At 66.0% G+C, this 14,393-nt stretch carries 16 protein-coding genes and 1 pseudogene; 9 read left to right on the top strand and 8 right to left on the bottom strand.

The window, feature by feature from the left end; genetic code table 11:
* Positions 1 to 3: 3 nt before the first annotated feature.
* The 3 genes from ACRQ5J_RS22230 to ACRQ5J_RS22220 are packed head-to-tail and all read left to right on the top strand — an operon-like array spanning position 4 to position 3,240.
* Positions 4 to 846 carry a DUF4198 domain-containing protein gene (locus ACRQ5J_RS22230; protein ID WP_432379859.1) on the top strand — a complete coding sequence of 281 codons (843 nt, stop codon included), beginning with the start codon at positions 4 to 6 and terminating at the stop codon, positions 844 to 846.
* A gap of 7 nt (positions 847 to 853) precedes the next feature.
* Positions 854 to 1,879, top strand: a complete 1,026-nt coding sequence (locus ACRQ5J_RS22225) for an FAD:protein FMN transferase (RefSeq protein ID WP_432379858.1) — start codon at positions 854 to 856, stop codon at positions 1,877 to 1,879.
* Entirely contained in the window at positions 1,876 to 3,240 is a 1,365-nt protein-coding gene (locus ACRQ5J_RS22220; RefSeq protein ID WP_432379856.1) for a sulfite reductase subunit alpha, read from the top strand. The genes ACRQ5J_RS22225 and ACRQ5J_RS22220 overlap by 4 nt, the downstream gene beginning before the upstream one ends.
* Positions 3,241 to 3,320: 80 nt before the next feature.
* Here the strand turns inward: ACRQ5J_RS22220 and ACRQ5J_RS22215 are convergent, their stop codons facing one another.
* From ACRQ5J_RS22215 to ACRQ5J_RS22180, 8 genes and pseudogenes are all read right to left on the bottom strand, one after another.
* Positions 3,321 to 3,644 carry a DUF2325 domain-containing protein gene (locus tag ACRQ5J_RS22215; RefSeq protein WP_432379854.1) on the bottom strand — a complete coding sequence of 108 codons (324 nt, stop codon included), beginning with the start codon at positions 3,642 to 3,644 and terminating at the stop codon, positions 3,321 to 3,323.
* A complete protein-coding gene (locus ACRQ5J_RS22210; RefSeq protein ID WP_432379852.1) occupies positions 3,641 to 3,889 on the bottom strand; it encodes a hypothetical protein in 249 nt (82 codons plus the stop codon). Before ACRQ5J_RS22210 ends, ACRQ5J_RS22215 begins: the two co-directional genes overlap by 4 nt.
* The gene (locus tag ACRQ5J_RS22205) at positions 3,889 to 4,614 is read right to left on the bottom strand and encodes a hypothetical protein (RefSeq protein WP_432379850.1); all 726 of its coding nucleotides are present in this window, start codon (positions 4,612 to 4,614) and stop codon (positions 3,889 to 3,891) included. The genes ACRQ5J_RS22210 and ACRQ5J_RS22205 overlap by 1 nt, the downstream gene beginning before the upstream one ends.
* 14 nt (positions 4,615 to 4,628) lie before the next feature.
* Entirely contained in the window at positions 4,629 to 4,961 is a 333-nt protein-coding gene (locus ACRQ5J_RS22200) for a hypothetical protein (RefSeq protein WP_432379848.1), read from the bottom strand.
* A gap of 111 nt (positions 4,962 to 5,072) precedes the next feature.
* A complete protein-coding gene (locus ACRQ5J_RS22195; protein ID WP_432379846.1) occupies positions 5,073 to 5,276 on the bottom strand; it encodes a hemin uptake protein HemP in 204 nt (67 codons plus the stop codon).
* 191 nt (positions 5,277 to 5,467) lie between these two features.
* Positions 5,468 to 6,259, bottom strand: a complete 792-nt coding sequence (locus ACRQ5J_RS22190; RefSeq protein WP_432383711.1) for a Crp/Fnr family transcriptional regulator — start codon at positions 6,257 to 6,259, stop codon at positions 5,468 to 5,470.
* Positions 6,260 to 6,462: 203 nt separating this feature from the next.
* Positions 6,463 to 7,107, bottom strand: a complete 645-nt coding sequence (locus ACRQ5J_RS22185; protein ID WP_090176109.1) for a response regulator — start codon at positions 7,105 to 7,107, stop codon at positions 6,463 to 6,465.
* Between the two features lie 85 nt (positions 7,108 to 7,192).
* Positions 7,193 to 7,658, bottom strand: a pseudogene (locus ACRQ5J_RS22180) (universal stress protein).
* A 264-nt stretch (positions 7,659 to 7,922) separates the two neighbouring features.
* Between ACRQ5J_RS22180 and ACRQ5J_RS22175 the strand changes: the two are divergent.
* The 6 genes from ACRQ5J_RS22175 to leuB all read left to right on the top strand — a co-directional run bounded on the left by ACRQ5J_RS22175 (position 7,923) and on the right by leuB (position 14,389).
* Positions 7,923 to 8,774: a protein phosphatase CheZ gene (locus ACRQ5J_RS22175; protein ID WP_432379844.1), complete on the top strand. Its 852-nt coding sequence runs from the start codon at positions 7,923 to 7,925 to the stop codon at positions 8,772 to 8,774.
* Positions 8,774 to 10,690, top strand: coding sequence for a chemotaxis protein CheA (locus ACRQ5J_RS22170; protein WP_432379842.1), 1,917 nt, complete (start codon positions 8,774 to 8,776; stop codon positions 10,688 to 10,690). The genes ACRQ5J_RS22175 and ACRQ5J_RS22170 overlap by 1 nt, the downstream gene beginning before the upstream one ends.
* A 271-nt stretch (positions 10,691 to 10,961) precedes the next feature.
* Complete coding sequence (gene leuC / locus ACRQ5J_RS22165; protein WP_432383710.1) at positions 10,962 to 12,365, top strand: 3-isopropylmalate dehydratase large subunit; 1,404 nt, start codon at positions 10,962 to 10,964, stop codon at positions 12,363 to 12,365.
* An 82-nt stretch (positions 12,366 to 12,447) separates the two neighbouring features.
* Complete coding sequence (locus ACRQ5J_RS22160; RefSeq protein WP_432383709.1) at positions 12,448 to 12,534, top strand: entericidin A/B family lipoprotein; 87 nt, start codon at positions 12,448 to 12,450, stop codon at positions 12,532 to 12,534.
* 125 nt (positions 12,535 to 12,659) lie between these two features.
* Positions 12,660 to 13,307 carry a 3-isopropylmalate dehydratase small subunit gene (gene leuD / locus ACRQ5J_RS22155; protein ID WP_432379840.1) on the top strand — a complete coding sequence of 216 codons (648 nt, stop codon included), beginning with the start codon at positions 12,660 to 12,662 and terminating at the stop codon, positions 13,305 to 13,307.
* A gap of 11 nt (positions 13,308 to 13,318) precedes the next feature.
* On the top strand, positions 13,319 to 14,389 hold the full coding sequence (gene leuB / locus ACRQ5J_RS22150) for a 3-isopropylmalate dehydrogenase (RefSeq protein ID WP_432379838.1): 1,071 nt from the start codon (positions 13,319 to 13,321) through the stop codon (positions 14,387 to 14,389).
* The last annotated feature ends 4 nt before the right edge of the window (positions 14,390 to 14,393 follow it).

Raw genomic sequence — 14,393 nt, 5'->3', positions numbered from 1 at the left:
GATATGTCCAAATTGAATAAATCGTTGATCGCGCTGGCGCTGGCCGGCCTGTCGTTCGTCTCGCTCAACGCGCAGGCGCACAAGCCATGGATCCTGCCATCGTCGACGCTGGTGGAAGCGGGCCGCGACGGCGCCGCCTGGGTGACGGTGGACGCCGCCATTTCGGAAGGGCTGTTCGATATCGACCACGTGCCGCTGAAAATCGACGGCATTGATATCACCGGCCCTGGCGGCATCAAGGTCACGCCGGAAAACGTCAGCAACGGCAAGCTGCGCAACACCTTCGACCTGAAGCTGAGCAAGGCCGGCACCTACCGCATCGCGCTGGTCACGCAGAGCGTGTTCGGCAGCTACAAGGACAAGGACGGCAACGCCAAGCGCTTCCGCGGCACCGAGGAGTCGCTGGCCAAGGACGTGCCGGCCGACGCCACCGAGGTCAAGCTGACCCGCAACGAAAGCCGCCTGGAGACCTTTGTTACCAACGGCGATCCGACCACGGATGTGCTCAAGCCGAGCGGCAAGGGCCTGGAGCTGGTGCCGGTCGGCCATCCGAACGAACTGCGCGCCGGCGAAAAAGTCACCTGGCGCCTGCTGCTGGACGGCAAGCCTGCCGCCAACCTCGGCGTGAGCCTGATCCCGGGCGGCGTGCGCTACCGCGGCACGCTGGGCGAGATCCGTCAAAGCACCGACGCCAAGGGCGAGTTGACGCTGACGCTGCCGGCGGCCGGCGCCTACATGGTCAGCAGCAGCTGGCCGGCCGCCGCCGCGCCGGTGCCGGGCCAGCCGCCGCAGATGGCGCCGCGCCGCGCCAGCTACGCCGCCATCCTGGAAATCCTGCCGGATTAAGGTTGGCATGCGCCGGGTTTTACTGCCTCACGCTATTTCCGACGACCCGGCGCCAGCAGGCGGCGAGATCCGCGACTACGCTGGCCGCAGCATGGGCACCAGCTGGTCGGTGCGGCTGGTGGCCGCGCCGGACGCGGCCTGCGCGCACTTGCAGGACGGGCTGCAACAGCAGCTCGACGCCGTCGTGGCCGAAATGAGCCACTGGGAAACCGAATCCGACCTGGGCCGCTTCAACCGCGCCCCGGCCGACAGCTGGCACACCTTGCCGCCGGCCTTCTTCGACGTGCTGGCGTACGCCATGGACGTGGCGCGCGCCTCGGGCGGCGCCTACGATCCGACGGCCGGCTCGCTGGTCAACCTGTGGGGCTTCGGTCCTTGGGGCCGCTTCGACCAGCCCGATTTCGTGCCGCCGTCGCCCGAGGAAATCGGCATCGCCCGCGCGCAGCTGGCGGCGCGGCCGGTGCTGCTGCAACGCGACGGCCGCAAGGCCTGGCAGCCGGGCGGCGTGCAGCTGGACCTGTCGGCCGTGGCCAAGGGCTACAGCGTCGACCGGCTATCGTACTATCTGAAAACGCAGGGCTACGCGCACCATCTGGTCGAGGTCGGCGGCGAGCTGCGCGGCGCCGGCGTCAAGCCGGACGGGCAGCCGTGGTGGGTGATGCTGGAGCAGGTCGCCGACGCCGCGCCCGGCGTGGCGACGCCGGCCGAGCTGGTGCTGGCGCTGCACGGGCTGGCGGTCGCCACCTCGGGCGACTACCGCCGCTATTTCGAACTCGACGGCCAGCGCTACCCGCACACCATCGACCCGCGCAGCGGCATGCCGATCGCCAACGACCTGGCCTCGGTCACGGTGGTGCACGCGCAATGCATGGCGGCCGACGCCTGGTCGACCGCGCTGACCGTGCTGGGCAGCCGCGACGGCCTGCAACTGGCCGAGCTGCAAGGGCTGGCCGCGCGCTTCGTCGTCCGCCAGCCGGACGGCAGCTTCACGGAACACCTGAGCACCCATTTACGCACCATGTTAGACGTATGATCTGGACCAACGACCCCACCCGACTGCTGCTGGTGGCAGGCATCAGCGTCGCTTACGCGCTGGTCTGCCTGGCGCCGTATATGCGCACCCGCCGCAAGCGGCTGGCGGCCGCGCGCGCCAAGGCCGAGGCGGCGGCGTCGCCCGGCTGGATCGTCAGCTACGCCAGCCAGACCGGCAACGCCGAGGCGCTGGCGCAGCAGACGGCGGCCACGCTGAAGCTGGCCGGCATCCCGGCGCGGCTGGCGGAACTGTCGGAGCTGGGCGCGGACGATTTGCAGGGAGCCGAGCGCATCCTGTTCCTGGTCAGCACCTACGGCGAGGGCGACGCGCCCGACGCCGCCGCCGGCTTCGCGGGCCGCCTGATGACCACCACGCTGGCGCTGCCGCAGCTGCATTACGCGGTGCTGGCGCTGGGCGACACAAGCTACAACCACTATTGCGGCTTCGGCCGCGCGCTCGACCAATGGCTGCAGGCGCAGGGCGCGCAAAGCCTGTTCCCACGCGTGGAAGTCGACCGCAGCGCGGCCGACGCCATCGACGCCTGGCGCCAGCAACTGAGCCATCTGGCCGGCACCAGCGACGCGCCGGACTGGGGCGCGCCGGCCTTCGACGACTGGCGCCTCAGCGAGCGCGTGCAGCTGAACCCCGGCAGCGCCGGCGCCCCGGTCTACCATCTGGAGCTGGAGCCGGCCAGCGGCGTGCTGCCGGACTGGCAATCGGGCGACCTGGTGCAGATCGCCGCGCCGGCCGACCCGTCGCGCGCGCGCGAATACTCGATCGCCTCGATCCCGGCCGACGGCCGCGTGCACCTCTTGGTGCGGCTGCACACGCATGCGGACGGCAGCCACGGCGTCGCCTCCGGCTGGCTGACGCGGCAAGCGGCGCTGGGCGCCACGGTGCAACTGCGGCTGCGCCAGCACCGCCGTTTCCGCCTGGAGGGCAACAGCGAGCGGCCGCTGATCCTGATCGGCAACGGCAGCGGCCTCGCCGGCCTGCGCGGCCACCTGAAAGCGCGCGCGCTGGCGGGGCAGCGGCGCAACTGGCTGCTGTTCGGCGAGCGCAACGCCGCCTGCGACTACCACTATCGCGCCGAGCTGGAGGGTTGGCAACGCGACGGCCTGTTGGAGAAGCTGGACATGGTGTTCTCGCGCGACCAAGCGGAACGCCGCTACGTGCAGGACCGTCTGGCAGAGCAGGCGGACGCGGTGCGCGACTGGGTCAGGCAAGGCGCAGCATTTTATATATGCGGCAGCCTTGAGGGCATGGCAGCCGGCGTCGATGCTGCGCTGGAAACCGTGCTGGGCCGCGCCGCCCTGAACGACCTCGCCGCCACCGGCCGCTACCGCCGCGACGTCTATTAACCCGGGGTCAGGTCTGACAAAAGCACGGGCTCAACTGCTTTGCAGTTGAGCCCGTGTGCTTTGTCAGACCTGACCCCGGTTTAGTCGGCGCTGGCTTGTTCGAGGCCGCGGGCCAGGCTGGAGATCGAGGGGTTGTCGATGAAGACGCAACGCTTGCCGTTGCGCTTGCAGTAGTCCTTGACCCGCCAGTAGGCGCTGTGGCTGATGCAGCCGGTCTGGCAGATCACCAGGTCGGCCGCCGCCAGGCTCGCTTCGAGGCGGTTGGCGTTGTCTTCCAGGCCGCCGTCGTGGTGGCTGAATTGCGCGCCTTCGCGCTCGATCAGCTCGCGATAGCTGGCGACGTTGCCGTTGCGCCCGCCCACGCACAGCACCGCGCGTTCACGCAGGCTTAGCGGCATTTTCATGACGTGTTCGACCACCAGGGGGCTTCCTGCAGCGGCGCCGGCGCCTCGGCCGCGCGCGCCAGTTCCAGCTTCAGCTCGGCGATCTGCTGGCGCATGGCGCGTTCGCGCTCGTCCATCTGGGCCAGCCGTTCGGCCAGCTTGGCGCGCGACTCCAGGCCCGGGATCGATTCGCGCAACTGCTCCAGCTCGACCCTGAGCGAGTCAACCATGCTGTCCTTGCCGACCAGCTGTGCGCGCAGCTGCATCATTTGCGCCGCGTGCCGTTCGGCGTCCGCGGTTTTTCCGCCATCAGCGCGGTGGCGCGCTGTTGCGCCTTGGCCAGGTCGTGCGTCAGGCGCTTGTTCTCATCCAGCGTGGCGTTGAATTTGCTGATGTCGGCGCGCACGCAGGCGCCGGCCTGGTGCTGCACCATGTGCAGGTCGCGGCACATCTGTTCTTCCAGCTCGGAGGTGCAGCGCGGGTGCGTCAGGCCGGCCCAGAAGGCGCCGGCGACGTCGCCGGCGTTGACGGCGTTGCGCCACAGCTCGGCCACCTGCTCGGTGTTCTTGGCGTTGCGGAAGCGCAGCAGCACGGCGGCGTAGCGGCGCTCCAGTTCCTTTTGCAGCGCTTCCGACAGCCGGTTGCGGCTGCCGCATTCGGTGACCGCGCCGACGTGCACTTCATAGTCGTCGGCCACCACCTTGCCGTTGGTGACCTTGTCGACCAGCTTGCGCAGCACGCCCAGCGGGAAACCGACGCCGACCAGCGGGCAGTGGCAGGCATGGCCCAGCTCCCACAGCCGGCGCCGGCGCGAGGCCTGCGCGTCGGCTTCCTTGCCCAGCACGCTGCGCACGCTGTTGATGACCGGTTTGATGACTTGCGGCTTGGCCGCCGGCGCGCCGACGCGCGGCCCCGGCTCGGCGACCGCGCCGGCCACCTGCGGCATGGCGGCGGCGATGATGGCCGCCAGTGGATCGTGTTTCTCGCACATGGGTGGCCGCTCCGTTACGCCACCGACGGCGCGGTGCGGGCGCGCGCCATGATGCGGCTGAGGAAGTTGGTCTTTTCCTGCTCGTGGATGTTGCGCTCGACCTCGCTGGCCCATTGTTCCGACAGTTGCGCGCAGGTGGCGCTGAGCACCGGCGCCAGGTCCGGCAGGCTGGCCAGCGCCTTCAGGTGGCGCTCGATCACCGAGGCCAGCTTGACGCAGCCGCCGGCGTCGTCGCTGCCGGCCGTGTAGTGCGACATCAGATGCAGCACCGCGGACAGCATCAGTTCGGGATTGTGGCCGCCATGCGATGGGGCGAGGAAAATCGGGTTGCTATGTTCGATGGCCATCAGACGCTCCTGGGTCGGAAAAGAGAGTGTGGCTGGCGGCTGCGGCTGGCGACTCGAGGGGAGAATGGGGCGCGGCGGCGCCCCTTTAACGCACAGTTAATCTGTGACGGCTTACGCCGTCAAAATCAGTTTGTTGAGCTGGGTGACGCGCAGACGGTAGACGCGGCCCGCATGCTCGATTTCCAGTTCGCGGCCACCGTCCATCAGGCTGGCGCTGGTGATGCGCTTGACCGGCTTGACGGCGTGCGCGGCCACGGCGGCGCTGACAGGGTGGTTTACAACGACAGGGGGCATGGCTGGGGTGGTCGTAATCATCTTCGCTTCTCCTTAAATAAGAATGATTCGTATTTGCATTCATTATTGTGGAAGCCGGGCAGGAATGCAAGCCTTTTTGCGGGCTTTTTTGTTACCAAGACGATAAAAAAGGGGCCCGGTTGGAGGACCGGGCCCAAGGCTGGGTAATGCGGGAGGTAATACTGAATTGCCAGGCTACTCGCCTGCGGGTGCTACAGGGCCGCCAGCAACTGCGCGGACGGTTCGCGGGCGCCGCCCTTGCCGCGCGCGGCGGGCTTGCCGCGGGTGCGCGACGGCGGCAGGCGGCGCAGGGTTTTCAGCGCTTCCGGGTCCTTGATGCCGATGGTGCGCTGGTCGACACTGATCAGGCCGATCTCGTTGAAGGCCGACAAGGTGCGGCTGACCGTTTCCAGCGTCAGCCCGAGGTAGCTGCCGATTTCGTGGCGCGTCATGCGCAGGTTGAACAGCTTGCTGGAATAGCCCATCTGCGCGAAGCGCTCGGCCAGCGCCACCAGGAAGCGCGCCACGCGCGCCTCGGCGCTGAGCGCGCCCAGCATGCCAATCATCGCCTGCTCGCGCACCAGCTCGCGGCTCATGACGCCGTACATCATGTTCTCCAGCTCCAGGTGCACGCGGCCGAGCGCGGTCAGCTTCTTGAACGGCAGCAGGATCAGGTCGCAGTCCGACAGCGCCACCGCCTCCGACGAGTAGTGGCGGGTGTGGATGCCGTCCACGCCCAGCATATCGCCCTTCATCGGGAAGCTGAGCACCTGCTCGTTGCCGTATTCGTCGATCAGCACCGTCTTGAGGAAGCCGGAGTTGACGATGTACAGCGTGTCGAACGGCTGGCCGATGGTGTGGATGCGCTGCCCGGTCTTGAACTGCACGTGCTGGAACAGCAGTTCCTCGTTGGCCATCGAGCTGGCGGCCGGAATGTGCAACAGGTCGCAGACTTCCTTGAGGTTCGACCAGAGCCGGCCCTGCCGCTGGCGGCCGGCTTCCATCGACGACGATTGCAGCGCCGTCGTGGCTGGGCGAATTTCAGTCGTTTGCGTAGACAGCATGGTGTTCTCCTGTGGGCAGGTATCTGGACGGTATGGTTTCAGTATGCCAACACAGTGGTGAGATAGATATCAGCAATGGCTGAATCTACAGGTAGGAGTCGGGCTAAAGTTTGTAGGAGTAGTCCTACGCACGAGGCAGCTTGTCAGGTCTTGAACGGCGACAGCAGCCGGTGCGCCACCGCGTACTGCACCATTTCGGACAGCGAACTCATGCCCATCTTCTGCATGATGCGCGTCTTGTGGGTGCTGACCGTCTTCACGCTCAGGTGCAGGCTGTTGGCGATCTCGGTGATCGAGCGGCCCGCCACCAGCAGCGAGAACACCTCGAACTCGCGGTCCGACAATTGCTTATGCAGCAGCGATTCGTGCGGCATCATGATGTTGAGCGCCAGCTGCTCGGCCACCTCGGTGCTGATGTAGGGGCGGCCGGAGGCGACCTTGCGGATCGCCCCGACCAGCTGCGTGCCGGCGCTTTCCTTGGTCAGGTAGCCCTGGGCGCCGGCGCGGATGGCGCGCACCGCGTACTGCTCCTCCTCGTGCATGGTGAGGATGAGGATGGCCAGCTTGGGCGCCTCGGCCTTGATCTGGCGGATCAGGTCGACCCCGCTGCGGCCCGGCATCGACAGGTCCAGCAGCAGCAGGTCGAAGCCGCCCTGGCGCACATGGCCGAGCACCTCGAAGCCGTCGATCGCCTCGCCGACGATGTCGATGTCGGGCGCGCCGTCGAGGATGCGTTTGAGCCCCTCGCGCATGATGGTGTGGTCGTCAGCGATGACTATGCGTATCATGGGGCCGCCAAAAGTGATTAATAGTAACTGTTGTTATTCTTGAATTAAGCTTGTGATGTTACTACAAACGGCGTGCGCGTGGGCGTTATTTGCTGCCGGGCTCCTGGATCAGACGATGCACCAGCACCGGGATTGCCGCATGCTGCAACACCTTGTTGGTTACACTGCCCAGCAGCAGCTGGCCCCAGCCGCTGCGCCCGTGCGAGCCCATGAAGATCAGGTCGCAGCCGTGCTGCTGCGCGACGTCGACGATTTTTGCGCCGCGCTTTCGTGGAACGCGGTCAGCGCCTCGCAGCGCACGCCGCGCCGGGCGCACGCGTCGGCCACGCTTTGCGTGTGCCCGGCGCCGGCGCGGCGCATGGCGGCGCGGTATTCGTCCTCGCTCGGATAGCTGGGGGGATGATTTCAACGTAGATCGGGTACTGGTATTCCGGCGCCACAAACAATACCAGCACCTCGGCGCCCATCTGCTCGGCGAACTGCACGCCGGCGCAGGCGGTCTTGCTGGAGACGGCCGAGCCGTCGGTGGTGATCAGGATTTTGCGGTACATGACGGACCTCCTTGCTGATGCGCTTACTGCTGTATTGTAGTCGGGATTTACATTATTAATAGTATGGAAATACTTGATATTTATCAAATAAAACCGCTTTGCCGCGTGGAGCGCGGTGTGGGCTTTTATGCGTTTTACACGTTTTTTTTGCACCAAAGCACTACTTTTGTGTCACGCAGCATACTCCGCCGATCTATCCAATGTTAGTATTTGAAAATGCAGCTAGTTCTGGCAGTAACTTATCAATATGGAGAAGCAGGGATTATGACTAACGCCGCTGACGATTTCGACGCCTTATTTGAAGAAGTGTCCGCTCAGAGCAAAACCGCAGCGCCTGCTCCAGCGCAGGCCCCGGCCCCGGCCCCTGCCGCCAGCGCGGAAGACGACCTCGAAAGCCTGTTCGAGGAAGTCGCCGCCGCCCGCCCGGCCGATGCCGCCGCCGCGCCGGCCGCCGCGCCCGCCGCGCCCGCTGCCGCCGCCGCTGCCGCCGAAGCCGGCGCCGAGGGCGAGCCGGAAGAGGGCAAGGCCATGTTCGAACGCCTGGGCGGCATCGTGCGCCTGCTGCACGACTCGCTGCGCGAACTGGGCTACGACAAGGCGCTGACCGAAGCCTCGACCCAGATCAACGACGCGCAGGACCGCCTGGAGTACGTGGCCACCCTGACCGAACAGGCCGCCAACAAGGTGCTCAACACGCTGGACGAGGCGATGCCCGACCAGGACAATCTGTCGAAGCAGTCGAAGGACATGGAAACCCGCTGGGCCGACCTGTTCGCCGGCAAGCTCAGCCTCGAGCAGTTCAAGCAGCTGGCCGGCGACTCGCAGCAGTTCGCCATCGCCGTGTCCGCCGCGACCGAGACGGAAAAGGCGCGCCTGCTGGAAATCATGATGGCCCAGGACTTCCAGGACATCACCGGCCAACTCATCAAGAAAGTGGTGAATATCACGAAGACCGTTGAGAGCGAACTGGCGACGCTGCTGCGCGATAACGCGCCGCCGGCGGTCAAGGAGAAGATTGCCCAGAAAGAAGTGTCCCTGATGCAGGGCCCGTCGGCGCCGACGGTGGCCCTGAGCCAGGACAGCGTTGACGACCTGCTTGCCGATCTGGGGTTCTAATGGACGATATGCTGAGAGATTTCGTCGTCGAGGCGATGGATCTGGCGGTCAACGTGGAAGAGCACTTGCTGCGCCTCGAACGTGACCCGGAAAACAAGGAAACGCTGAACGCGGTGTTCCGCTCCTTCCACACCATCAAGGGCGGCGCCGGTTTCATGGGCCTGCCTGCGCTGGTGGCGGCCTGCCACCTGACCGAGAACCTGTTCGACGCGCTGCGCACCGGCGCCGCGCCCGTCACGCCGCTGTCGATCGAGGCGGCGCTGCAGGCGTCGGGCTTTGTGGCCGACCAGTTGGCCGAACTGAACAACGGCGCCGAGCCGGACAGCCTGCCGGCGCTGCCGAAGGATCTGGAGCAACTGCTCAACGACGCCATCGCCGGCAAGACCGACTCGGCGCCGCCTGCGCCGGCCGCCGCGCCCGCGCCTGCGCCAGCCCCGGCCGCCGCGGTCGCCGCGCCGGCGCCGGCTGCCGCCGCGCCAGTGGCCACCGCGTCCGCCGACGGCCTGGACTGGGAAAGCATGTATGAAGCGGTGGTGCCGCCGGGCACCTTCACCCGTTCGGCGCCGCCGCCGGCCGCCGCCGTGGCGCCGCTTGCGGCCGCCCCGGTCGCTGCCGCCACGCCGCCGAGCGCGGCCGAAATCGCCGCGGTCGCCGCCGAGATCAAGGCCGCGCCAGCCGCCGCCAAGCGCGAAGCGGCCGAGAAGAAGGACGAGCGCCCGCACGCCGCCCCGGCCAAGGAGGAATCGATCCGGATCGACGCCGTCAAGCTGGACGCGCTGCTGGAAGTGGCCGGCGAATCGGTGCAGGCCGCCAACCAGGCTGCCGTGCTGCTCGAGCGCCTGCTGCAATTCAAGTTCGAAGGCCAGGCGCAGACGCTGATGGCGACGCTGGCCGAGACGCTGGAACGCGCCTCGCGCTACTCGACCGAACTGCAACGCGCCACGCTGGCGACGCGCATGCAGCCGGTCGGCCGCCTGTTCCAGAAATTCCCGCGCCTGGTGCGCGAGCTGGCCAAGGACCTGGGCAAGGAAGTCGACCTGAACATCGAGGGCGCCGAAACCGAAGTCGACCGCGTGGTGGTCGATTCGCTGTATGATCCTCTGGTGCACATGCTGCGCAATGCGCTGGACCACGGCGTCGAGACGCCGGAAGAGCGCCTGGCCGCCGGCAAGCCGCTGAAATCGTTCATCCAGCTCAAGGCGTGGCAGGAAGCCAACAGCGTGATGATCGTGCTGCAGGACGACGGCAAGGGCATGGACCCGGTCAAGCTGCGCCAGAAGGCATTGCAGAAGGGCCTGATTTCGGAATCGACCGCGCTGACCGCCGACGATTGCTATCAGCTGGTATTCTTGCCGGGCTTCTCGACCAAGGAAGTGGCGTCGAGCGTGTCCGGCCGCGGCGTCGGCATGGACGTGGTGAAGACCGCCGTCGAGAAAAACCGTGGCGCGATCCACATCGAGTCGGAACTGGGCAAGGGCACCAAGTTCTCGATCCGCCTGCCGATCGAGCTGTCGATCGTGCCGACCATGCTGGTTTCGACCTCGGGCGCCGCGCTGGCGCTGCCGATGGCCGTGGTGCAGCGTGTGGTCGAGCTGCCGGAAGTGTTCATGGAGGTGGGCGGCGCCCCGGTCCTCAAGGATCAGGGCCGGCCGCTGCCGGTGCGCTCGCTGGCCGACTCGCTGGGCTATGAAAGCTGCCGCGAGAAGGTCGGTATTGTTGTCTCGGCGCCACAGCCGTACATTCTGGCCGTGGAAGCGGTCGACGGTACTGCCGACCTGGTGATTAAACCGATGACCGCGATTACCGTCGAGGGCATTACCGGCACGGCGCGCTCCGCCGAGGGCGAGCTGGTGCTAGTGGTGGGCCTATCGTTCCTAATGGACGGTTGCAGGGGAAGTGTACGCATGGCGGCTTGATTCACGGATCAAGCCCGAAGGACCAAAAGCCTGCGTTCACCCGCAGGCTTTTTTATACGTCGTCATTCCCGCGCAGGCGGGAATCCATAGCGCGCCGGATCCGGATGCCGCGTATGGGTTCCCGCCTGCGCCGGAACGACAATCGGAGGTCATACCACGTGGAGCGGTATGCAGAAGGCGTCGGGCTCAAGAGGCCCGGCAGCGGTGGCTGCTATTGCATTGCACAATATGGCATAATCAAGTTGGATAATAGTAGCAGTAGCATAAAGACATCATGAAGACGCTTTACGACAAACTCTGGGAATCGCACGTCGTCAACACCGAGGAAGACGGCACCACCATCCTCTATATTGACCGCCACCTGGTCCACGAAGTGACCAGCCCGCAAGCATTCGACGGCCTGCGCGCCGCCAACCGCCAGCCATGGCGTCTGTCGGCCAACCTGGCCGTGGCCGACCACAACGTGCCGACCACCTCGCGCGCCGACGGCATCGCCGATCCGGTCTCGCGCCTGCAGGTCGAAACGCTGGACAAGAACGCCAAATCCTACGGCCTGACCTACTTCAACATGAACGATAAGCGCCAGGGCATCGTCCACGTGATCGGCCCGGAGCAGGGCGCGACCTTGCCGGGCATGACCGTGGTGTGCGGCGACTCGCACACCTCGACCCACGGCGCCTTCGGCGCGCTGGCGCACGGCATCGGCACCTCGGAAGTCGAGCACGTGCTGGCCACTCAAACGCTGCTGCAAAAGAAATCCAAGGCCATGCTGGTGGAAGTCAACGGCGTGCTGCCGGCCGGCGTCACCGCGAAAGATATCGTGCTGGCCATCATCGGCAAGATCGGCACCGCCGGCGGTACCGGCTACTGTATGGAGTTCGGCGGCGCGGCGATCCGCGCGCTGTCGATGGAAGGCCGCATGACGGTCTGCAATATGGCGATCGAGGCGGGCGCGCGCGCCGGCATCATCGGCGTCGACGACACGACGATCAATTACGTCAAGGGCCGGCCGTTCTCGCCGGCCGGTCCGCAATGGGACCAGGCGGTAGCCTACTGGCGCACGCTGCACACCGATCCGGGCGCGAAATTCGACCTGGTGGTGACGCTCAACGCCGCCGAGATCAAGCCGCAGGTCACCTGGGGCACCTCGCCGGAAATGGTGCTGCCGGTCGACGGCCGCGTGCCGGACCCGGACCAGGAGAAGGACAGCGTCAAGCGCAGCGCCATGGAAAAGGCGCTGGTGTATATGAACCTGAAGCCGAACACGGCGATTGAAGACATCCGCATCGACAAGGTGTTCATCGGTTCCTGCACCAACTCGCGCATCGAAGACTTGCGCGCCGCCGCCGCCGTGGTGCGCGGCAAGCACCGCGCCTCCAACGTCAAGCTGGCGCTGGTGGTGCCCGGCTCGGGCCTGGTGAAGGAGCAGGCCGAGCGCGAGGGCCTGGACCGCATCTTCAAGGACGCCGGCTTCGAGTGGCGCGAGCCGGGCTGCTCGATGTGCCTGGCGATGAACGCCGACCGCCTGGAGCCGGGCGAGCGCTGCGCGTCGACATCCAACCGCAACTTCGAGGGACGCCAGGGCCAGGGCGGGCGCACCCATCTGGTGTCGCCGGCGATGGCTGCGGCCGCCGGTATCGCCGGCCATTTCGTCGACGTACGCGCACTGCACTGATCACAATACGCGGCTGAGGCGCCGCACTGAAACTGGAGTCCATCATGAAAAAATCTTCGCACTGACCGTTATCGCTAGCTTCGTGCTGAGCGGCTGCAACACCGTGGCCGGCGTCGGCAAGGACATTCAGCGGGCCGGACAAGCGGTGCAGGGCGCCTCGGGCCATTAACGAAATACCGCCCCCGTCGTTCCCGCGCAGGCGGGAACCCATAGAACGCTGGCGTCGATGCGCAGCATGGATTCCCGCCTGCGCGGGAATGACGGCGCAGCGGACCGAACACAGAGTCATTAAAAATGGAAAAATTTACGATTTATGAAGGGCTGGTCGCGCCGCTGGATCGCGCCAACGTCGATACCGACGCCATCATTCCCAAGCAATTCCTGAAATCCATCCACCGCACCGGCTTCGGCCCCAACCTGTTCGACGAGTGGCGCTACCTCGACCACGGCGAGCCCGGCATGGACAACAGCAAGCGTCCGCTGAACCCGGACTTCGTGCTCAACGAGCCGCGCTACCAGGGCGCCTCGATCCTGCTGACCCGCAAGAACTTCGGCTGCGGCTCGTCGCGCGAGCACGCGCCGTGGGCGCTGGACCAGTACGGCTTCCGCGCGATCGTCGCGCCGTCGTTTGCCGACATCTTCTTCAACAACTGTTTCAAGAGCGGCTTGCTGCCGATCGTTTTGAGCGAAGCGCAGATTGATCATCTGTTCAACGAAGTCAAGGCCTTCCCCGGATACAAACTGGTGGTCGACCTTGAGCAGCAACGCATTTCCACCAGCAATGGCAGCGTCTCCTACCCATTCGAGATCGACGCCTTCCGCAAATACTGCCTGATGAACGGGCTCGACGATATCGGCCTGACGCTGCGCCACGCCGACACCATCCGTGCCTTCGAAGAGCGCCATCTGGCAAACCAACCCTGGTTGGCTAACGTCATCTAAAGATAGAAACCATGAAAATCGCAATCCTGCCGGGCGACGGCATCGGCCCGGAAATCGTCACCCAGGCGGTCAAGGTGCTGAACGCGCTGGACGAACAATTTGAACTGGAAACCGCCCCGGTCGGCGGCGCCGGCTACGAAGCCAGCGGCCACCCGCTGCCGGAAGCCACGCTGAAGCTGGCCAAGGACGCCGACGCCGTGCTGTTCGGCGCGGTCGGCGACTGGAAGTACGACACGCTGGAGCGCCCGCTGCGTCCTGAGCAGGCCATCCTCGGCCTGCGCAAGAACCTCGGCCTGTTCGGCAACCTGCGTCCGGCCATCCTGTACCCGGAACTGGCCAACGCCTCGACGCTGAAGCCGGAAATCGTCTCGGGCCTGGACATCCTGATCGTGCGTGAGCTGACCGGCGACATCTACTTCGGCCAGCCGCGCGGCGTGCGCGAGTGCCCGGACGGCCCGTTCAAGGGCCAGCGCGAAGGCTTTGACACCATGCGCTACGCCGAAGGCGAAATCCGCCGCATCGCCCACGTGGCGTTCCAGGCCGCGCAAAAGCGCGACAAGCGCCTGACCTCGGTCGACAAGGCGAACGTGCTGGAGACGTTCCAGTTCTGGAAGGACATCGTCACCGATGTGCACAAGGAGTATCCGGATGTGGCGCTGGACCATATGTACGTCGACAACGCCGCCATGCAACTGGTGCGCGCGCCGAAGAAATTCGACGTCATCGTCACCGGCAATATGTTCGGCGACATCCTGTCGGACGCGGCGGCGATGCTGACCGGTTCGATCGGCATGCTGCCGTCGGCTTCGCTGGACGCCAACAACAAGGGCCTGTACGAGCCGTCGCACGGTTCGGCGCCGGACATCGCCGGCAAGGGCATCGCCAATCCGCTGGCGACGATCTTGTCGGCCGCGATGATGCTGCGCTTCTCGCTGAACAAGGCGGAGCAGGCGGACCGCATTGAAACCGCCGTCAAGAAAGTACTGGCGCAAGGCCTGCGCACCGCCGACATCTACGAGCAAGGCACCACCAAGGTGGGCACCGAAGAAATGGGCAACGCGGTCGTGAAAGCCCTCGCATAACGTC

It is taken from the genome of Duganella sp. P38 (assembly GCF_050859475.1).
Classification (GTDB): domain Bacteria; phylum Pseudomonadota; class Gammaproteobacteria; order Burkholderiales; family Burkholderiaceae_D; genus Rugamonas.
Note: the sequence above shows the minus strand (reverse complement) of the source record. Positions and strands in the feature narration are given on the sequence as shown.